Origin of the sequence: Rhizobium sp. AN68, assembly GCF_030758035.1 — a bacterium.
GTDB lineage: Bacteria > Pseudomonadota > Alphaproteobacteria > Rhizobiales > Rhizobiaceae > Agrobacterium > Agrobacterium tumefaciens.
Window position 1 is genome coordinate 792,770 of the sequence record NZ_JARWMI010000002.1, and the last position, 19,698, is coordinate 812,467.

Here is a 19,698-nt window from a genome sequence, read left to right on the forward strand (position 1 = left end):
GAGTGCACTTGCCAACGGCAGGGATAGTTTCACCGGCAATTTCAGTATAAGAACAACAATGCTTGATTGTGGTTAGAAAAAATAACATTCAAACCTTTATGCGGATAAAAATCCGATATATGTAAATTAAAAGAAAAATATTCTATCTATATATTTTAAAAGAAATCGAAGAAAAAATTTGTGACGTATAATTTTACTGCTTTTCGCCGTCCCGTTTCCTGCGTTTTGTCCCCCTGCCTTTCGGCGGAGTTATCCTAGGGCCAGACCAGGAGAACGAACGATGACACCGCTCAAACGCAACATATGCATATATATGACCGGAACGGAAGAGGTGCCGGCATGATCGGCGTATCGCTCGGTATCACCCCCCGAAACATCCCCACCATGGTCCCTTCCCTGAACGCGCTCTCACCCTTGCGCGCGCGTTTGACTGCGGGTCAGAATGCCACGATCTTCGTGAATGGTGACAGCACCGCCTATGCCGATGCCGGACCATTCCAGCAGTTCGCCATGATGCTTGGCGATCTGCACGACACAAGGGTTGTGCTGCACCGCTGGGCAGAATGGCAGACAAACGCCCCCACCGGGCCAAAGGCCTATGCGGATTCGGTTACGCTGCGCGCAGGCATGGGGCCAACGCTCACGGTCTATCTTGCGGCACTGCCCGGCGGCATGGCCGGTTACATGCTCGCGGACCAGCGCGCGGCGGCGTTGAAGATTCCGCGTCCCGACCTGTGCATCACGCATCATGGGCATAATATGCAGAGTTTCGAGACGCCGGGTGGTATCCTAAGCTCCGGACGAGCCGCCCTGCTCGGACCGCTTGGCATGATGGAGTGGCAATGGCCGGGTGCCCCCCAACTCATCACCACCCAGAACCCCTGGCGCGATAGCACCGGTTACGACAAGGTCTATAATGCGATCCTTGACCTTGCCCGAGCGCACCCGGGCCTCACGCTGGTGGATACACACGCGCCATTTGTAGCGAGAGGAAAGGACCATGCGCTTTACCGCGACAACGTCCATCCGAACGATGCCGGATCTCAGCTCATCGCCCGAACCTTGTTCAGTTGTTATCTGGCATCGGCGCCCGATAACGTCTTTCAGACACCTTGTTGGCCGAAACTTCCCGCCGCCAATCTTATCGTCAACGGCGATTTCACCGATTGGACGGGGTCCGCTCCATCGGGTTGGAATCTCACCGCGCCGGCCTCTGCCGGCAAAACCGCCGCAGTGACCTTTTCTCCGGCCTTCGCTTACAGCCTGGATCTGCGTGCAAACGGCAGCCAGTCAGCCGCGCTGTTTCGTTATTTCCAGAATTCAGAGGCAGCCGCGATGATTGGCAGAACCGTCTCCTTCGCGGTGCTTTATAAAAATACCGAGGGGCAGCGTGCGCCCTATGTCACACTGGTTGCAAAAAGCGGCGGCGCGGTCCGGACGATAAGCTGCTCCGCCCTGCAATTCGGTGGTGCGAATGCCCTCGACAATAGCGGCTGGATGTGGGCGATAGCCAACGAGATCGCGATCGATCCTGATATCAGCCCCAGCGGATACGGTTTCTATGTGAGGATCATGCCGGCATTCGGCATGAGCGCGCCGGTTTCCAACGAACCACTTTACATACAGCGGGTGATCGCCGTTGAGGGCGCTCTACCAAAAGGCAATCTGAGCGACTGAAAACCTTAGAAAATTGTCTTGCGCGACACCGTCATCAAGACCACTATTCCTCGTCATCACCCTGTCGCCTCATGGTGATGACGTCCTCTCCCACAGGGCCGCACCAAGGTCCGCCAGTGAAGGATATAGGCCGCAAATGACCAGAAGCGCAAATATGGCGGCATCGCATCAATCCCCGTTGCCGGGTTTCGTTTTGGCGATGCCTCTTTATCCTTCAAAAACCATACAGGTGCCCGGTCTCTTTCTGGCGATCTTCGTTTTTTCCATTGGCTTTTTCATTCAATGCAATGTGCTGACCAGCAATCTGGGCCTGCGCTTCCTCAACATCACCGACATGCTTGTCCTGATGACGCTACCCGTTATTGCCCTGCTTTACATTCGCTGTCTGACGCCCTCGATCATCCTGCTTTATCTCGTTCCGCTAACCATTTTTTTTGCACTTTCGGCTGTCTTTGCCGACGAACGTGGCGAAGGTGAATTTTACACCACCGCGATGGCATATTTTTACGCGGTCTATTTTCTGTTTTTTGCCTATATGCTGTTTAAGGAGAACCTTCTCGAGCTGTTCTGCTGGGGCATCTTCGCAGGCTTCATCGCGGTGACGATCCTGCTTTTTCTGGACATCGTCATTCACGACCAGCTCGCCTCCCTTGGCCTCTCTTTCATGTTCGATGAAACCGCCGTGCTGGCAGCTGCGGCAAAAGGCGAATTGAGCCCGTTGCTTTTGCGTGTCGAAAAAGCGGGAGGTATCTGGCCGGTGGGCAACACAGCCGGACCTGCCTTTGCGTTGGCGGGTGCGGCAGTCGCCTATCTTGCCGAAAGGCAAAAACGTCCAGTGCTGTTTGCCGTATTTTTGCTGGTCTATCTGGCGAGTTTCACACTTACTCTCAACCGGTCCGGAGTATTTGCGGTTCTTGCGATCGGGGTCTATTTCTACATCAGAAATTTTTCCATCAAAATGCTGCTCAGCACCTATTTTGGTTTTGCCTTGTCCGCCCTTGTCATCGCAGCTGTTTTGCCATTGGGCGCTTTCGATTTTGCAGAACAGATCTTTTCAAAGCGGTTTCTAGAGGACAGCAACAGCAGCAACAATGCGCAGGAACGCTGGGATACGCTCACTGGCGGCTTCCAGGTGATGCTCCATCACCCTTTAGGCATTGGTTTTACCGCTCGATACGAAGAACTGTCGAGAATATCGAGGATCGGAACGCCGCATAATGGCTTTCTCGCCACGGCCTATGCATCCGGCATAGGATTTGGCCTTCTCAGCGCCTTTGCGCTTGTTTACGCGATCGTCCGGAAACGAAAAGTCGGTTTCTTCGCCTATTCGGCGATCGCAATCGTCATCGTCTATCAATTTGAAGAGCTGAATTTCAATCCCGTTTTCATGGCCTATATGGGGCTCGTACTCGCCTATACGTTCATTGATCTGGATTTCAGGTTCTTTCTGAAAAATACGATGATGCGGATGGCTGGAATGGCAGAAGAGGACGCTTTGGCGACGGCACGGCCGGCATAAATTACGGCGAGGTTCTCTCGCTCCAAACCGCACATCCTTGCTGCCAAAATTTGTTCCGTTTTCAAGTGGGCGCTTTAGGTCACTTCGATGATTTCAATATCTTTGCCGCCCAGGCTGACAACATCACCGGCAGATTTTCCCATCAGCAATCCTGCGACCGGGGAGACATAAGACATCGATCCATTGGCCGGATCGGCTTCATCCTCGCCTACGATCCGGAACCGTTGCGTCCTCCCGTCATCACGGCTGAATGTTACCACGCTGCCGAAGGCAACGGTGCCATCAGCAGGAGGGCTCGGCATCAACTGGGCGGTGCGAACGCGCTCCGCGAAATACCGAATGTCCCGCAGAGGATTGGCTGAAAGCCGACGTCTTTCATTGACGTCTTCGACGGCATTGGCCGTTTCGCAGGCTTCGCGCGCCAATTGCAGCTGCTGCTCCAGCGCTTTCAGCCCAGCTTCCGTCACCAGATTGGGATGAGGCGAAATCACCCGGTCCGGCAGAACCGTTTCGGCTGCGGTTTCGGCACTATCTTCCTTGGTAAAGGCTACACTCAATTCTGGCACTCCATTCCCGTGAGATGCCGCTTTGAGCATCTCCCTTGCCGTCCAATCCTGCCACCGCCCATCGCAATGCTGCAATAGCGTGCACCACAGAAACCGCCCATGTACCCCTCATTTCTGGCTCTAACAGGAGGCTTTTCGCCCTGTTAGGGTATTGCCCAAGAGGAGTGAGAAAGCCAACGCTAACGGACAGGAGACGGTCAATGGCCCGGACAGTATTGAATGCGCTTGGAGACACACTCTACTACAGCGACAATTCCACCGGATTTTTTTCCGCCACGGGTTCCGGACCGTTGCTGACAGGCACTGCCGGCAATGATTCCATGTGGGGCGACAGTTCCGTCAATGTGACAATGGCGGGCGGCACGGGCGACGATATTTATTACCTCTATTCCAGCATTAACCGCGCCGTAGAAAATGCCGGGGAGGGTATCGACACCATCGACACCTGGATGAGTTATACCTTGCCCGACAATTTCGAAAACCTGCGGGTAACGGGAGATGGTCGTTATGCCTTCGGAAATGAGCTGGACAACATCATAACCGGCGGATCGGGCAGCCAGACCATTGATGGCGGGGGCGGTAACGACGTGCTGATCGGCGGTGGCGGTGCGGATACATTCGTTTTTACGAGCGGCAACGGCACCGATCTCATCATGGATTTCAGCGCCAACGACACGATCCGGCTTAACGGTTACGGCATCACGTCCTTCGAGCAGCTCGTCAGCAATACCACCCAACAGGGCGATAATCTCTGGCTGAACTTCGCCAACGGCGAGGCCGTCGTTCTTGCCGGAACGACCATCGACGATCTTCAGGCCGACCAGTTCGAGCTCAGCCTCAACCGATCATCCCTCACCCAGACCTTTGCCGACGAATTCGATGCACTTTCACTTCGCAGCGGCGATCAGGGGATCTGGGATGCCAAATATTGGTGGGCACCGGAAAAGGGAAGCTCGCTGACGACGAATGGCGAGGCGCAATGGTACATCAACCCCGCTTATGCCGGCACATCAGAGGTCAATCCCTTCAGCATCAACAACGGTGTCCTGACTATCACCGCCGCGGAAACCCCGCAATCGATCGCCAACGAGGTTGAGGGCTATGATTATACCTCGGGTATGCTGAACACCTATTCGTCGTTCAGCCAGACCTATGGTTATTTCGAAATGCGCGCCGACATGCCGACCGACCGGGGCGCTTGGCCGGCCTTCTGGCTTTTGCCTGAGGACGGCTCCTGGCCACCGGAACTCGATGTCGTGGAGATGCGTGGGCAAAACCCCAATACGCTGATCATGTCCACCCACTCCAATGCAACGGGAGAACAGACATCAGTCATAAACAATGTCAGCGTGCCGAGCACGGAAGGTTTCCACACATATGGCGTGTTGTGGGATGCGGAACATATTACCTGGTATTTCGACGACGTCGCCGTGGCGCAGACGGATACGCCTGATGACATGCACGACCCCATGTATATGGTCGTCAATCTTGCTGTCGGCGGCATGGCAGGAACGCCGTCGGCGGTTGATTTCAGCGACGGTTCGCAGATGATGATCGATTACATCAAAGCCTATTCGCTTTCCGACTGGGCCGCGTAACGAAAAACGCCGGCAGTTGCGTTCAGAACTGCCGGCGCTTCAGACCTCAGCCTGTCGGCTGGGCCTTGTTCAGTTCAGTCATTCAGCCGCGATCTGCATTCGCTCAGTGTAGAGCGACATGAGATGACGCGCCGTTTCAAGGCTCGCGGGCTGTTCGGCACGGTAGCGGCGACCGATTTCCATCATCAGCACAGTATCCGGCAGGAAGGTCAGCTCCGAGAAGATGCCCTGCCAGTCGATATCTCCCCAGCCGAGCGGCATATGCAGATCGCCGATGCCGAGAGCGGTATTTTCCTGGTCGAAATACGGCTGATAAAAGCCCTGCGGCCGGCCGAAGGAATCGTGCACATGCAGATGGCCGGCGACCGGCGCCATGGCGCGAAGCTGCTCGCGGAAATCGAGCCCGCGATAGGTGGATTCGAGATAGGCGTGGCTGAAGTCAATCAGCGCCACGACGTTATCATGGCCGATGGCCTTAACGGTCTGGGCCACCTCGGCAGGCGTCTGGCGATATTGGCCGGGTTCGGTGGAGAAGATATTCTCAAGCGCGACCCGCACGCCATAGGGCTTGCAGAATTCCGCCAGCTCGAAAAGCGCTTCCCGCTCGCGGCTGTCGGCATCGGCCCGCTCGGCGATCTGGTCGGCACGCAGGGCACCACCATGCTGAACGAGGATGCCCGCGCCGATGCGATCGCACAGGACGGCCAGCGCCTTGGCTGCATCTATCTGGTAGCGGCACGTTACCGGGTCCATGAAATTGGACGAAACAAGACCGTGCACCGTGTAACGGAAGTCGAATTCTTTGGCGAGCGCCACGAACCGTTGAGCGCGCTCCTCGATGATGCGACCGCCTGCGATCAGATCAAGGCTCGTTGCGGCGATTTCAACGGTGTCGCAGCCAATTTCGGCAAGCGCACGAAGATCGCTTTCGAGTGTGGCCAGTTCACCGTCGTCCGAGCTGGCGTTGAAGCCGGTTCCAATAAGATTGCTCATGTCATCATCTCCAGGGGTAAGGAAGGTCATGCGAGTTCAGGCTGCCGTACGGCGCGGCGCGCCGTATCGAACAGGTCCGGGCGGTCGATATTGACGTAGTCTACCCCGGCCAATGCGATCTCATTATGAAGGTTGGCATCATCGCCGCCATAATAAACCATGATTTCCAGACCCGCCTTGCGGCATGCCGCGACAAGGCCGGGCTTGCGCATCTGCGCAGGTGTGATCTCGATGATCGAGGCATGGTGAACAGCCGCAGCCAGCGAAGGCGACTTGGCGATATCGAGCGTCATCATCTTGCGGAATTCCGGCGCGGCGGCGGCCAGGCCCCGGCGCATTTCTTCGGAGAAAGAGAAAAAGAAGGTATCACGCACCATGCCGAGGCTTCGTACCAGTGCCGCCACCTTGACGGGATCGCAATATTTCAACTCGACATAGACGCCGCAGCGGCCGCGCAAATGGCTGAGATAGGCATCGAGCCGCGGTACAGCCGCACCCTTGAAGTTTTCGCCGAACCAGCTGCCGGCGTCCAATGCATCGATCTCCCTCGACAGTATGTGGCCGATGGGACCCGTGCCATTGGTGGTACGATCCAGCGTTTCGTCGTGAAAGACATAAAGCACGCCGTCCGCGCTCTCGCGCACGTCAAGCTCGATGTAATCCGCTCCCTGCTGCAAGGCGAGGTCGGCGGCGGCGAAGGTGTTTTCGGGCGCAAAATGGTTGGCACCGCGATGGGAGACGATTTTAGGCATGGAAATTCCTGTCAGTTTACGGCTTCCGGTTCACGCGCCGGAATAGTCGAATGGTGGGAGAGATCGGCATGCAGCCCGGCGATGCGGTTACCGGCGGCATCGAACACGAGCGTCAGCGCCGATTTGCAGCTGATCCCGACACGATCTCCCGGCGCGTGGCGTATCGTCTCGCCATATTCGAGCGCGTGGATCATCCCTGCAGGCGTATCGATCGTGTAGAACACCTCGCGCCCCATGGGCTCGACCGTGGTAACCTGCCCCTCAAGCCGCGCCTCGGACGATGTGACGAGGGCGATATCTTCCGGGCGCAGGCCAAAGGTGACTTCGCCGTCACAGCGGGCATTGAGGTCGAGCAGGGCATCGCCAATCTGCAACTGCCCGCCCTGCGCCCATCCTTTCAAGAGGTTCATTGGCGGCGTGCCGATGAAACCGGCCACGAACAGATTGTCGGGCCTGCGATAAAGATCATCGGGCGTGCCGATCTGGGCAATGGCGCCGTTGTTCATGCAAATGATCCTGTCCGCCATGGTGATCGCCTCGATCTGGTCATGGGTGACGATCAGCGTGGTGATCTTCAGGCGCTTCTGCAGGCTTTTCAGCTCGGCGCGCATGGTGATGCGCAGGGTCGCATCGAGATTGGAAAGCGGCTCGTCCAGTAGCAGGATGTTCGGTTCCTTGACCAGCGCGCGGGCAAGCGCCACACGCTGCTGCTGGCCGCCGGAAAGCTGCGAGGGCCGTCGGTCGAGCAACGCGCTGATCTGCACGAGGCTTGCCGCCTCCTCCACCCGCCGCGCTGCTTCTTCACGCGGAACATTCTTGAAGCGCAGCGGAAACGCGATGTTCTGCCGCACCGTCAGGTTGGGATAAAGTGCATAAGACTGGAAGACGATACCGACATTGCGGTCGCGCGCATCGATGCGATTGACGTTGTGGCCGTCGAAAGAAATCTGACCCGCGGTCGGCGCGTAGAGCCCGGCGAGCAGGAAAAGCGTGGTCGACTTTCCGCATCCGGACGGGCCGAGAACGGCGACGAATTCGCCGTCTTCGATGGAGAGGGTCATCGGTTGCAGAACGCGGGTGTCGCCCCAGCTTTTGGTGACATTGTCGAGGGTGATCCTGGCCATGGCGATTATCCTTTGATCCCGCCGAAACTCATCTGGGTGATGTATTTCTGCGTGAAGATGTAAATGATCAGCACAGGCAACAGATAGATGATGCCTACGGCAGCGATCATGCCGTAGTTCACGCCGGCGCTGTCCTGTGCCACGAAGAAGAGATAGAGGCTCATCGTCATCTGGCTTTTTTCGATGAGCAGGGTCTGGACGAAGACATATTCTTCCCAGCCACGCAGAAAGGTGAAGGTGGCAACCGCGATCAGCCCGCTTCTTACCTGCGGCAGAACCACCATGCGAAAGGCTTGGAAGCGGGTCGCGCCATCGGTGACGGCGCTCATTTCGATGTCCCAGGGAACGTTATCGAAAAAGCCCTTGAGAACAAAAATTGCAAACGGCAGCTCAAGCGCACTCATGACCAGCACGACGCCGAAGAGATTGTTGAGCAGGCCCATGTAATGCAGTTGCACGAAGATCGCGACGGTGAGCGCGAGCGCCGGAAAAGCATGCAGCAGCAAAAGCCCGCGCAGCACATTTTCACGCCCCGCAAAGGTGAAGCGCGACAGCGCATAGGCGGCCGGCGTGGCGACCAGCGCGACGATCAGCGTCTGGGAAGCGGCAAACAGCAGTGAACTGCGCATGGCGGTCCAGACGGACGGCATCAGCGCCATGCGCGTGGTGCCGGTTTTCTCGATATCGCGGCTCCAGAGGAAACTGTAGTTGTCGATGGTCAGATGCGGCAGCACCAGCACGAAGACAAGCGCCGCAACCACGGCACCAAATGCCAGCCATAGCAGCGCGGGATTGCGCAGGCGCGCGGAAAGAAGCGCAACTGCTATCGCCCCGCCATAGGCAAAAGCGGCGATTGCGCCGCTGCGCCACAGCACAAGTCGGCTGAGATTGTCGTCGGAAGTCGTGAGCGACTTCACCAGCAGCCACAGGTAGGGCAGGAGAACCGGAACCGAAACCACCGTCAGGAACATAAGAATGACGGGAACGAAACCGGCGCGATGGGCAAGACTGCGCCTTTCAAGACGCGTCCAGTCCGGCTTCAAATCAAGGGCACGCCTGCTGTGGGCAGGCGAGTGGGTGTGGGCGAGCGTCATCACAGCACCTCGATTTTGGCGGGAGCAAAAGTCGAGCGCATATTGCTGATGCGCCATTGAATGAGGGTGATGGCAACGCCTATCGCCATCAGGCCAAGCGCAAGTGCAGCACCATAGGCATAGGCGCCGTTTTCGAAGGCGCGCCGGTAGATATAAAGCGGATAGGTCGTGGAATCGTAGACAGGCCCACCGCCGGTGATGAGCAGGATATATTCATAGGTCGTCATCAGTGAGAGCGCCTGATAGAGCGTGATGAAACGGATCGGTGCCGAGAGCGCGGGTGCAACGACATGGCGAAGCACACCCCATTCGCTGGCGCCATCGACGCGCGCGGCATTGGCCAGATGCGACGGTATGGAGCGGATGGCCGATGTGAGGATGACCATGGCGAAAGACGCGCCGACGACACCGTTCGCCACCACCACCAGAAACAGCGGAAAGTCGTTGCGCAGGTTGAGAGCGGGTGCGCCGAGCGCGCCAAGAAACTGGTTGAGCAGGCCGGAAGACGTCGGATCGGCGATCCATATCCACAGCACGCCGTAAAGCACGGCGGGGCTCATGCGCGGCAGCAGCCAGAGGCCGCGAAAGAAGTTGCCTAGCCGGTCCGGTATCGCCGTGGTCGTAACGGCCAGAAGCGCGCCAAGCCCGATATTGAAGATGAACAGCGTTGCGCCGACATAGATCAGCGTCGTCAGCAACACCATCGGCAGGCGCACGTCGCGCTGAAACATGCGCTGGAAATTCTCGACCGTGAATTTGCCGACCCTCAGGTTTGCGCCCATATCGGTAAAGGCGATCACCAGATTGACGACGATCGGGGCAAGAAAGAACAGGCCAAGCAAGGCGAGAGCCGGAGCCAGATAAAAGATCGGCCGGGCCGGGCGACGCGCCCGAAGCTGAAATTGAGACATTACGATATACCGGTGGGACCGCGGAAAAGCCGCCCGGCAGAACCGGGCGGCATGGTTTCGGGCAAACTCAGTTGCTTGCGGCGTCGCGGATTTCGATCTCCGCGCCAAATTGCAGCTCAAGCTCGTCGGCGATGAAATCGACCGCCTGCGCGGCCGTCATCTTGCCTGTCTCAACCGCTTGCAGACCGCTGAACAGCACCTTGTTGTAGCTGCCGAATTTGGTGTGGTTGGGCACAAACTGCGCGTATTTCATCATCGGCGAAGCAGCGGAGAGTACCCAGTTATCGCGGTATTTCGGCATGGCCGTCTGGGCGTTGCTGATGGCCGTATGATAGGATGTCACCGCGTGTTCGTTGTTGAAATAGGGCAATGTCGCAAGCGCCACGAGATCGGCGGCGATATCGGCATTGGCACTCTTCGGATTGAGGGTGTAGAGCAGCGGGTGCGACAGGTTGGCCGGCTTGCCGCCTTTTTCGGCTGCCGGAGCGGAAATCCAGCCGATCTTGTTGAAATATCCCTTGCCGTCGGTCGGCCAGGTCGCGCCGTTCTTGTCCCCCACCTGCCAGGCAACCGCCCAGACACCCTGATGGAAGATGAAGGCCTTTTCTTGCTTGAAGGCCGTCTGGATCGCCTCCCAGCTCATGGCGGTATTGTCGACGGGCGTCACGCCTTCCTTGGCATTGCGCTCATACCAGCCGAGCGCCTTGGCCATTTCGGCCTTGGGAAACATCAGCTTGCCGGTCTTTTCGTCCATGAACTTCACGCCATAGGACTGGAACACCATCAGATAGTCGATACCGACATTCGGGCGGTGCAGCATGCCGTATTGTGCGGCCTTGCCGTCTACCACTTCCTTCGACAGGGCCGTCAGATCGTCGAGCGTGAATTCGCCAGCGTCGACCTTGGCCGGCAGACCTTCGATGAAGGCTTCGTCCTTGCCGATCTTGCGCAGCATGTCCTTGTTGTAGAAGAACATGCGGATTTCCGCGTCCTGCGGAATGCCGTAAATCTTTCCGTCCGTCGCCTTGGCCGGATTCCACAGAACCGGCAGGATATCGCCATAGACCCAGGGAGCAGCGGCGATCTTGTCTTCCATCGGCATGGCATAGCCGTCCTGCGCGAACTGGCCGATCCATTCATGCGGCAGGATGTAGATATCCGGCCCCTGCCCCACCGAAAACGCCTTCAGCGTGTCGAGCGCGAAGGAGTCCCAGCCCTGCACGGCGCTGTTGTTGATGTCGATGACGACGCGTTTGTCGACGCCTGCTGCCTTGAACTGCGCGTTCATGATGCCGGCGGCAGCTTCGATGTTGGTGACGCGACCGGGCGCATTCTTGTCGGCGAGCGTCCAGAGCTTGATGTTGATGTCTTCGGCAAAGGCGACAGCCGGCAAAAGCGCGCCGAGGGCAACCGTGGCCATCAGGGTGAGAGACTTGAACATGTGATCCATTCCCGTTGAAACTGATTATTTAATTAAGTTGCTTAATTAACAGCTTCATGACATTTCCCTAGGTAAAGCGCGGGAGAGTGAAACTTTGACTGAGAGACGGCAGGGCGGGCTGGCAGGCATTGGCGCAACACAGGGCGCGCTTCTGGGATATATCAGGCGCAAGGGTTCGGCCTCGCGGGTCGAACTTGCCGACTATTGCAGCATAACGCCCGCTGCCGTGAGCATGATGACGCGAAATCTGCTTGAGCGCGGTATCATCGAGGAAGGTGCACGCCGGCAGGAAGGCCGTGGCGCACCCCATATCGACCTCACGCTCAAAAAAACCGTCGGTTACGCCCTTGGTGCGCACGCCAACCGTTATTCGGTGATGTTGACGCTGTTGAATTTCGGCGGAGAGATCGTTGGAGAATTGCAGATGCGCGGCTCCTATGACGCGTTTTCCGATGTCCAACGGGCGCTTCAGGACGGATCCGAAGAACTACTGACGAAAAATGCGATCAACAGGAGCCAACTGATCGGCGCGGCCATTGCCATGCCGACCCGCTTTCGCAAGGAAGCCATGTCGCTCGATCTTGCCGAAGAGGTTATTTCCTGGGCCGGGTCTGACCTTTCCGCCATGCTGCGCGAGGCGCTGCGTTGTCCGGTGATCATAGAAAATGATGCGAATGCCGCAGCCATGGGTGAACTGACGCTTGGCAATGCGGATGGACACGAAAATTTCGCTTATCTCTATCTCTCCGAGGGGATCGGCGGCGGCATCATTATCAAAAATGAGCTTTATCGCGGTTATCTCGGCAATGCCGGCGAGATCGGCGCCTTGCGCGGCCGCAGCACTTCGCGGCCCTCCTTCGAAGACCTGGCGGCATGGTGCGTGGAGCATGTGGGAGAAAAACCCTCGGGTCGCGCACCCGAGGTCTGGACGGATTACCTCTTGCGCAATTCCGCCGTGTTTGAGGCGTGGCTGGAACGGGCGGGACCCGAGGTTGCGCGCCTCGCCTTCGCTGTCAGCGCCGTTCTGGCGCCCACGGCAATCTTTGTCGGCGGCACCTTACCAAGGATCGTACGACAGCGGCTGGCGGAATGGCTGGATTACGAACGCTCGGACCCGTTCGACGGCGCAAAGGTGATACAGCCGAAAATCCAGCTGCCGGATGTGGTTGCGACAGACCCCGTGGCCTTCGGTGCGGCGGCGATGATCCTGCACGGCGTCGGAGAAGTGCGTTAAAGGCCGGAGCGCATGTCCGGGGGAGGCCTCAGCCGAGATTGGTCACCATGAAATAGATCAGCCAGCAATGCCCGATCACCAGCACGGCCCAGGCCCATTTAGCAAGCCTGATATCGACATCGATGACGGTATTGCTGATTTCCGCCACGCGAAAAGCCTCTTCCTCAACCCGGTTCTCCGGCGGGCGAGATTTCAGCACCTTCCTGGAGACCGGCTCGCCCACGACATAAAGCCTGTCGTTCGCAACTGATGGACGCGGGCCGTCGTTGGCGCTCCCGTCAAGGGAAAGCACGTCGTCACCCGAGGCGCAACTCACCGCTAATAGCTGTGATGACACCCGCCTGTTACGCATGTTACCTCCATTGGGCATCACAAATCTTCCACACAATAAAAATAAAAAAATTCACCTGCTGCTCCCGACAAAGCCTTGGCTTTACCGGGCATATTTGCGATGCGCGCAATACGCGCCGCGCCAGTTGAACCCCTTCTCGCCCCGCGCTTTTGCGCTCCCCCGGAAACGCATCGGCATCAGCCCCGCCATTAACGTGCCGGGCTTCCCGGTAAATCGTGCCTTCCCGCGTAAGGCCTTACCTCCCGCTGGATCAGGAAGACGGATTTCTCCACCGGCAGCGGTTCGGCTGTCCGGTAGCGATGAGACCGCTTGGAATATTCAAACCGGATCAGCCTGTCTTCGAACTTCCCCGCCAGAACGCGATAGCCGTTGACGACCTCGTTCAGTATTTCCAGCTCTTCTCCCCACAGCCAGCCACCGTAAGCAGTGCCTTCGTTGGAGCGCAGCACGATCTCGAAAAAATGCCCGCCGGCCGCAAATGGCATCCGGAAAATAATATCGAGATTGTCCTCATCTTCGTCGTCGCATGCCGACAGTCTGGCATGGGCAACCTTCGCATGGGCCAGCGCCGAGACCGGATAGAACGGGCGCCCTTTGAACCACATGAACTCACACACCGCATAACCGACGTCGTCGGCACGCTGGTAAGGTTCAGTACGCGGCTCGAACGCCATGTAGCTTCCGTTAAACGCTATCAATTTCGAAAATTCCCGATGCCTGCCTGATTCATGATTGCTGTTTTCCGCCCGTCGCCCGCGCCTCTATTCACGACAATAGGCAAGCGGCGTCACACCAGCGTCAAATGGAACGCCAATGATGACTTTCAATTTCCCGGACACATTGTTAGATGGTGATTCATGAGGGAACGAAATTGGCTGGGAACGCTGAACTGATACCGATCCGGCTTTTTGGCACCCCGCGCTGCGATGCGGTGCGGCAAGCGTTTTTCCCGTCCAAGGGCTTTGCCCTCACTGCCGCCCTGATCCTTGCTCCAAACCAGTCCCTTTCCCGCCAGCAGGCCGCATCGCTGTTGTGGGAAAACGTCGAGCAAAAAAGGGCACTGGGCAATTTGCGGCAGCTGATCCTGCGCCTCCAGAAGCTGTCGAGCGATGACGATGCCATCCTTCTGACAGAAGGGAACGACCTGAAGGCCGGAAAGCTGGCGCAGCGGACCGACCTTGCGATCTTTCTTGCCGGCGCGAGAGCAGAAGATCCGATGCAGCGGCTGCAGGCCCTGCTCGAATTCGGCGGCGATCTGCTGGAGGGGCTGGAGGCTGGGCAGGACCACCTTTATCTCTGGCTGCTGTCTGAGCGACGCCGTCTCAAGGACCTGTTCTTTTCAAGCTATACACCGCTTCTGGAGGAGTTGACGCGGTTCGGCCGCGCCAGTTCGAACAACATCGCATCGCTTGCCGAATGCGCGCTGAAGATCGAGCCGGAGCGCGAGGAAACCTACCGCGCCGCCATGGCGGCCTATGCGCGGGTGGGAAACACCAGCGCCTGTGAGGGAATTTTCCAGCTTCTGATGGAACAGCTCCGCCAGGAGGACCGCCCTCCGGAGGCCGAGACAGTGGCGCTTCGACGGCGGATACAAAGTCTGGCCTCGACGATAGTAGCCCCCGCCGAACCGGATGAGGGTAGCCGCCGAAAACCGATGGCAAAACCACGCGTCGCCTTCAGCCGTCCGGTGCGGGTGGACGGGCTTGCGGTATCGCCGGTGATGAGTGCCTTTGTCGAGGATGTCGCCAATAGTCTCGTTCGATACCGGACCTTCACCGTTCTTTCGACGCACAGCACCTTTGTAGCGACACACGACCGGACCGACGACAGTTATGCAATGTTGCGGGCGGATTACCGCATCGTCTCCACGGTTTTCGACGATGCCCGCATGTCGGTAGCGCTGATCGAGGAAGCGACCGGAGAAATCGTCTGGTCGCTGGAGGTTGTGCTGACCGCGCGGCATATTCACGCCGCTTTTCGACTGCTGTCCAAACAGGTGGCCGCGGGGCTTGCCCGCGAGATCGAGCGGCTTCAGGTGGAACCAGACCGCAACCACAGCGGCGAGGCCTACCGGCAATTGCTGGAGGGCCAGCAGCTTCTGCGCGGCAAGTGCGACCTGCCGCTTCTTCGAAGAGCCCGCTCGATGTTCCGCAAGGCGGTCGATCTGGATAACAGCATGGCGGTTGCCCGCGCCCGCGTGGCGCAGAGCCTGCAGCTGGAATGGCTGATGCTGGGCGGCAACGACCCCCACCTGCTGCACCGCGCCAAGGCGGAGGCAGACGCCTCCGTCGAAATCGATCCCGCTCTTGGCGTCGGCCACTGGATGTGCGCCGTCGTGGCGCTCTACCAGCGGGATTTCGACATATCCGCCGAAAGGTTCTTCGAAGCGGAGGCGCTTGCGCCCAACTCCGCCGACCTTTTGCTCCAGCATGCCGATGCGCTCGCCCATTTCGGCGATGCCGAAACCGCATGGGAAAAGTTTCAGCAAGCCATCGACCTCAATCCGCTCGCACCCGACATCTACTGGTGGGCGGGCGCCAGCATCGCGTTCAAGCGTGAGGATTACGGCGCGGCAGTAGAACTGTGCGCGCGCATGGAAAATGACGAGCCGGCATTGCGCGTCTTGACCGCGAGCCACGCGCTCCACGGTGATTTGGACGCTGCCCGGGAAACCGGCAGCAGGCTTCAGGAAAACTATCCGGGTATGACGGCGAGGGAAATCAGCAGCCTGTCCCCAGACCGAGACCCGGTAGCGAATGAAAAATTCTATAACGCACTTCGATTAGCTGGGATCAAATAGGAGTTATTATGTCCTCGCACTTCTTTATTGTCGGAAAAAAGGGTTTCGGCGTTCTCTTCATTCGCACGGCGCCGCTCAGGGTTGCGTCCGTCTCGCATGAGACGATTGCCGCCTATGAAGCCAGCCATCCCGGTGTGGACGGTTACGCGCGCGTTGCTGCGGCAGCAAAATCCATGCTCGTTCGTCAGGACGGCCAGCCCGAAAACGAGCTGGATCAGGTCCAGATCCAGGGCATCGAAGCACTCGTCGCCGGCGGCGCTGTCGTTTCCGAGGCCGATTTCGCCTTTGTCGGCGAAGTGATCGACGCCGGCTGGGATTTCAACCGCATGGTGCAGGCACCGATCGAGATCGGCCCTGAAGGCTGTTGGCCCGGCGGGTTCCGTCACCGGCGAGCTGTTCGACGCCATCCTTGCCGACGACACCAACGCGGCGCCTTGATTGCGGCCCCGCAGCCTTGACCGCTGACGGCGCACATATTCCAGCGACAGCGGCTTTAGGGCATCCGGAAGCTTCGTTCTTCGATCCCGAACTGCTTCGGCGGTTCGGGATTACCCGCGTCGGAGACGTGACCGGTCTCGATATTATCGGCATACCCGTCTGGTTCGCGACGCGACCCAATTCACGCGGACTGTCGGTCTCCCAGGGCAAGGGGCTTGTCGCGGAGCAGGCACGGCTTTCCGCGATCATGGAAGCGATCGAAGGTGCCGTCGCCGAAGACACCCGCAAACATATCACCACTTTCGGCTCCATTCGTGAGATGCGGGACAAAGGCGCCTCTCTCGTTCCTTTCGAAACAATCGGCCGGGTAGACCCGGACACTCTTGATCTGCGAAACGAACGCGCCTGGGTGAAGGGAACATCCATACGCCAGCAGCGGGAGGTTTTTGCCCCCTATGAACTGGTGGGCATGGATTTTCGCGCGGATTTCCCCTGGGACCGGCAGGCCTTTCTCATGAGTTCGCAAGGTCTTGCGGCGGGTTTCGACCATGACCACGCGGTTCTGCACGCCTTGCTCGAACTCATCGAAAACGACGCCTGCTTTCTCGTCGATACCTTCGAAACCCGCAGTATCGCGCCGGAACCGGTCGTGTTGCCGATGGGTGTCGACGCATCCTTCGATGCTCTTGTTCAACACCTTTCACATATAGGACTGCCGCCCCGCTTCTTTGATCTTACCAATACGCTCGGCGTGCCTGTAGTCATGGCAAGCTTGCCACGGTCAATCCACGCGCAGGACGGACTTGCCACCCGCAGCGCTGCCGGCGCAGCGTGCCGGTTTGGCACCTATGACGCGGCAATTGCCGCGCTGCTGGAGGCGATCCAGTCGCGACTGACTGACATCAGCGGCGCGAGGGACGATCTCTCTCCTTTGCGCTACCAGCGGGATATGTTTGCGGCGGGACCGGCGGCATCCGAGGTGCGGCCAATGGACCGGATCCCGGCCAGTCTCGATTTTGCGAATAGCGATCCGGCTCTACCGCCGTGGCGTCAGCTTGCAGAGCATCTTTTCGCCGCCGGGATCGACGACATCCATGTCTTTGCGCTGGAAACGGGCGTATCCGGTCTGCATGTCGTCCGGGTTCTGGCAAGCGGCCTCACCCCTGCCGGTGGTGGCCTTCAACGTATATCCCAGCGCACGCTCGACCGGTTCCTGAACCTCGGAGGCCTTTGATGAAGCCGGTGGTTTTTGCAGGCCCGTCCATCCACGGCATCGCACCCGCGCAGATTTCCGGCCTCGATCTTCGTGGCCCGGCTGCCTGCGGCGATATTTTCGACGCGGTAACGCAGGGTGCCCGGACAATCGGGCTGATCGACGGCCTCTACGGTGACTGCGCCGCCGTGTGGCACAAGGAAATCCTGCTTGCGCTGTCAGGCGGCGTCACTGTTCTTGGTGCCGCCAGCATGGGCGCGCTAAGAGCGGCGGAATGCGCGGCCTTCGGCATGATCGGCATCGGCGAAATCTTTGAAGCCTATCGGGACGGGCTGCGTTTTTCCGACGCCGATGTGGCAGTCAGCCACGCGCCCGGCGAACTCGACTACCGCCCGCTTACAATCGCGCTTGTCGATGCCGAAGCGACGCTCGAAGCGTGTCGCGCCGCTGTCGCCCCAGAGGAACACGACGCCTTGCTGAACGCCGCCCGCAAGCTGCATTTTAACCGCAGGACATGGCGTGCAATGGCAACTGAGGCAAACCTCAACCTCGAGACCGCAAATTTTCTGGCCGGAAACGTGGTTTCCGCCAAACGCAACGATGCGGCCCGGCTTTTAGGCCTGCTTGGCAGCGCAGAATTGCCATCCCCGCCGCCGCAATCGTGGAAATTACAGAACACGGTATTTTTCCAGCAATTGGCCACGCGGCAGACGGCGGGAGAAAAAGCGTCTTGACCGCTGCCCCGCACCCGTCTCTGCTGCCCGACTGCGGAGGACTGATCCGGACAATCGCGCTTGCCTTGCCCGCCGCGTTTTTTGCGGGTGACAGGGCTGAAGGGGGCGTCTCTCCGCTCATCCCGATCGGAAACCTGCTTTCGGCTCTGCCTTCCGACGTCACGGCCCTTGTTCTTATCGATGGCCCCTGTCTCGCCTCCGCTGAAAGCTGGCTCAGCAGGCTGGCAGCCACCTGCACCGCAGAACTGTTACCGCTCGATGCAACCAGCAGCGTTTCGCACCCGTGGATACAGGACGTGTTCCACGTTCGGACTGCTGATGGGATCGCAACCGAACTGCTTTGTGCATCGGAAAGCGCCGTCACTGGCGAGCTCGCCAATCGTCTCGGGCTTGCCGCCAACGCTTCGCATGTCACTTTGCCGGGCGGTAACCAGCTGGTCGGGCCGGACTTTCGATTGGTGGGCCATTCCAGCCTGCAGGACGACAGGGGTATGGCAAACAATGCGGCAACCGAACGGCCGCAACAATGGCAGCGGGTTCAGGCACTCGACTACAGAACCGTGGGCAGTTTCGGATATCGGCCGGAAGACCTCGGCAATGCCTCGGCCTCAATCGCTCTTACCTCGGCAAACACGTCGCCTCCGGCGATCACCTTCGGAAAAATCCACCAATGCGGTTTCCACGTCGACCAGTTCGTTTCGGTCACAGGTCTAAGACGCGATGGCCACCCGCTATTGCTGGTTGCCGATCCGGTGGCCCATGAATGCAACGCCCGTAATGCGATGGATTTGAAACGTAAACTGGATGCCTCCGTTCTATTGCTGGCACAGCAGGGCTTCGCAATCCTGCGAAATCCCATTCCGGTTTTACCCGCCATCGACACCAACAAATGCCTGCCTCGGCTTTATAACAACGTGCTTGTTGAAAATATCGTGCGCTCCGACCAAGAGAAGCCATTCGTCTGGGTTCCCCATTTCGGTGATGCGGAAACGCTCGACGGTTTCGACCGAGAGAACAGGAAAATTTGGGAAAGACTGGGCTTTCACGCCATCGGCGTGGCCGGCTGGAGCCATTTTGCCAGCCGAAACGGGGCATTGCGATGTGCAACAAAGGTGATAAACCGTCAACCAGCACAGCATACCGACGGAAAACAGCCTTACTTTATCAGTAACACCTCACAATACCCGTGGAAATTGTGTTGAATGTCTACCTTCAACAATATTAATTGATAAATATCCAATTTAAGAACCTC

Annotated in this window: 17 protein-coding genes and 1 pseudogene; 9 read left to right on the plus strand and 9 right to left on the minus strand. The window is 58.4% G+C overall.

What is annotated here, in order from left to right; all coding sequences use genetic code 11:
• Positions 1-339: 339 nt before the first annotated feature.
• A complete protein-coding gene (locus RBH71_RS07055; protein ID WP_111803063.1) occupies positions 340-1,677 on the plus strand; it encodes an SGNH/GDSL hydrolase family protein in 1,338 nt (445 codons plus the stop codon).
• Positions 1,678-1,813: 136 nt separating this feature from the next.
• The gene (locus RBH71_RS07060; protein WP_162632398.1) at positions 1,814-3,196 is read left to right on the plus strand and encodes an O-antigen ligase family protein; all 1,383 of its coding nucleotides are present in this window, start codon (positions 1,814-1,816) and stop codon (positions 3,194-3,196) included.
• Between the two features lie 74 nt (positions 3,197-3,270).
• Here the strand turns inward: RBH71_RS07060 and greA are convergent, their stop codons facing one another.
• Positions 3,271-3,753, minus strand: coding sequence for a transcription elongation factor GreA (gene greA / locus RBH71_RS07065; protein ID WP_003511275.1), 483 nt, complete (start codon positions 3,751-3,753; stop codon positions 3,271-3,273).
• Positions 3,754-3,962: 209 nt separating this feature from the next.
• On the opposite strand from greA, the gene RBH71_RS07070 reads away from it, so the two are divergent.
• On the plus strand, positions 3,963-5,360 hold the full coding sequence (locus RBH71_RS07070; protein WP_111801053.1) for a family 16 glycosylhydrolase: 1,398 nt from the start codon (positions 3,963-3,965) through the stop codon (positions 5,358-5,360).
• A 78-nt stretch (positions 5,361-5,438) separates the two neighbouring features.
• Here the strand turns inward: RBH71_RS07070 and RBH71_RS07075 are convergent, their stop codons facing one another.
• The 6 genes from RBH71_RS07075 to RBH71_RS07100 form a co-directional block, all read right to left on the minus strand.
• The gene (locus RBH71_RS07075) at positions 5,439-6,353 is read right to left on the minus strand and encodes a TIM barrel protein (protein WP_162632399.1); all 915 of its coding nucleotides are present in this window, start codon (positions 6,351-6,353) and stop codon (positions 5,439-5,441) included.
• A gap of 26 nt (positions 6,354-6,379) precedes the next feature.
• Entirely contained in the window at positions 6,380-7,105 is a 726-nt protein-coding gene (locus tag RBH71_RS07080; RefSeq protein WP_111800343.1) for a glycerophosphodiester phosphodiesterase family protein, read from the minus strand.
• Positions 7,106-7,116: 11 nt separating this feature from the next.
• The gene (locus RBH71_RS07085; protein ID WP_019564839.1) at positions 7,117-8,229 is read right to left on the minus strand and encodes an ABC transporter ATP-binding protein; all 1,113 of its coding nucleotides are present in this window, start codon (positions 8,227-8,229) and stop codon (positions 7,117-7,119) included.
• A 5-nt stretch (positions 8,230-8,234) separates the two neighbouring features.
• Positions 8,235-9,323, minus strand: coding sequence for a carbohydrate ABC transporter permease (locus RBH71_RS07090; protein ID WP_111801051.1), 1,089 nt, complete (start codon positions 9,321-9,323; stop codon positions 8,235-8,237).
• The gene (locus tag RBH71_RS07095) at positions 9,323-10,234 is read right to left on the minus strand and encodes a carbohydrate ABC transporter permease (RefSeq protein ID WP_019564841.1); all 912 of its coding nucleotides are present in this window, start codon (positions 10,232-10,234) and stop codon (positions 9,323-9,325) included. Before RBH71_RS07095 ends, RBH71_RS07090 begins: the two co-directional genes overlap by 1 nt.
• Before the next feature lie 67 nt (positions 10,235-10,301).
• Positions 10,302-11,675, minus strand: coding sequence for an ABC transporter substrate-binding protein (locus RBH71_RS07100; protein ID WP_111803037.1), 1,374 nt, complete (start codon positions 11,673-11,675; stop codon positions 10,302-10,304).
• A 94-nt stretch (positions 11,676-11,769) separates the two neighbouring features.
• Between RBH71_RS07100 and RBH71_RS07105 the strand changes: the two genes are divergently transcribed.
• Entirely contained in the window at positions 11,770-12,909 is a 1,140-nt protein-coding gene (locus RBH71_RS07105; RefSeq protein ID WP_065662492.1) for an ROK family transcriptional regulator, read from the plus strand.
• A gap of 28 nt (positions 12,910-12,937) precedes the next feature.
• Here the strand turns inward: RBH71_RS07105 and RBH71_RS07110 are convergent, their stop codons facing one another.
• On the minus strand, positions 12,938-13,261 hold the full coding sequence (locus RBH71_RS07110; RefSeq protein WP_162632391.1) for a hypothetical protein: 324 nt from the start codon (positions 13,259-13,261) through the stop codon (positions 12,938-12,940).
• A gap of 188 nt (positions 13,262-13,449) precedes the next feature.
• Entirely contained in the window at positions 13,450-13,935 is a 486-nt protein-coding gene (locus RBH71_RS07115) for a hypothetical protein (protein ID WP_003511288.1), read from the minus strand.
• A 173-nt stretch (positions 13,936-14,108) separates the two neighbouring features.
• Between RBH71_RS07115 and RBH71_RS07120 the strand changes: the two genes are divergently transcribed.
• The 5 genes and pseudogenes from RBH71_RS07120 to RBH71_RS07140 all read left to right on the plus strand — a co-directional run bounded on the left by RBH71_RS07120 (position 14,109) and on the right by RBH71_RS07140 (position 19,648).
• Entirely contained in the window at positions 14,109-16,061 is a 1,953-nt protein-coding gene (locus RBH71_RS07120) for a BTAD domain-containing putative transcriptional regulator (protein WP_035199600.1), read from the plus strand.
• Between the two features lie 8 nt (positions 16,062-16,069).
• Positions 16,070-16,499, plus strand: a pseudogene (locus RBH71_RS07125) (hypothetical protein).
• Positions 16,500-16,536: 37 nt separating this feature from the next.
• Complete coding sequence (locus tag RBH71_RS07130; protein ID WP_111803065.1) at positions 16,537-17,733, plus strand: YcaO-like family protein; 1,197 nt, start codon at positions 16,537-16,539, stop codon at positions 17,731-17,733.
• Positions 17,733-18,446: a TfuA-like protein gene (locus RBH71_RS07135; protein WP_111803039.1), complete on the plus strand. Its 714-nt coding sequence runs from the start codon at positions 17,733-17,735 to the stop codon at positions 18,444-18,446. The genes RBH71_RS07130 and RBH71_RS07135 overlap by 1 nt, the downstream gene beginning before the upstream one ends.
• On the plus strand, positions 18,443-19,648 hold the full coding sequence (locus RBH71_RS07140; RefSeq protein ID WP_111803040.1) for a hypothetical protein: 1,206 nt from the start codon (positions 18,443-18,445) through the stop codon (positions 19,646-19,648). Before RBH71_RS07135 ends, RBH71_RS07140 begins: the two co-directional genes overlap by 4 nt.
• The last annotated feature ends 50 nt before the right edge of the window (positions 19,649-19,698 follow it).

Excerpts from the sequence above, each read along its gene's own strand:
- RBH71_RS07095 (WP_019564841.1), bottom strand. The coding sequence starts at position 10,234 with ATGTCTCAATTTCAGCTTCGGGCGCGTCGCCCGGCCCGGCCGATCTTT.
- RBH71_RS07070 (WP_111801053.1), top strand. The coding sequence starts at position 3,963 with ATGGCCCGGACAGTATTGAATGCGCTTGGAGACACACTCTACTACAGC.
- RBH71_RS07085 (WP_019564839.1), bottom strand. The coding sequence starts at position 8,229 with ATGGCCAGGATCACCCTCGACAATGTCACCAAAAGCTGGGGCGACACC.
- RBH71_RS07080 (WP_111800343.1), bottom strand. The coding sequence starts at position 7,105 with ATGCCTAAAATCGTCTCCCATCGCGGTGCCAACCATTTTGCGCCCGAA.
- RBH71_RS07100 (WP_111803037.1), bottom strand. The coding sequence starts at position 11,675 with ATGTTCAAGTCTCTCACCCTGATGGCCACGGTTGCCCTCGGCGCGCTT.
- RBH71_RS07135 (WP_111803039.1), top strand. The coding sequence starts at position 17,733 with ATGAAGCCGGTGGTTTTTGCAGGCCCGTCCATCCACGGCATCGCACCC.
- RBH71_RS07075 (WP_162632399.1), bottom strand. The coding sequence starts at position 6,353 with ATGAGCAATCTTATTGGAACCGGCTTCAACGCCAGCTCGGACGACGGT.
- RBH71_RS07115 (WP_003511288.1), bottom strand. The coding sequence starts at position 13,935 with ATGGCGTTCGAGCCGCGTACTGAACCTTACCAGCGTGCCGACGACGTC.
- RBH71_RS07060 (WP_162632398.1), top strand. The coding sequence starts at position 1,814 with ATGACCAGAAGCGCAAATATGGCGGCATCGCATCAATCCCCGTTGCCG.
- RBH71_RS07120 (WP_035199600.1), top strand. The coding sequence starts at position 14,109 with ATGGTGATTCATGAGGGAACGAAATTGGCTGGGAACGCTGAACTGATA.
- RBH71_RS07090 (WP_111801051.1), bottom strand. The coding sequence starts at position 9,323 with ATGACGCTCGCCCACACCCACTCGCCTGCCCACAGCAGGCGTGCCCTT.
- RBH71_RS07055 (WP_111803063.1), top strand. The coding sequence starts at position 340 with ATGATCGGCGTATCGCTCGGTATCACCCCCCGAAACATCCCCACCATG.
- RBH71_RS07110 (WP_162632391.1), bottom strand. The coding sequence starts at position 13,261 with ATGCGTAACAGGCGGGTGTCATCACAGCTATTAGCGGTGAGTTGCGCC.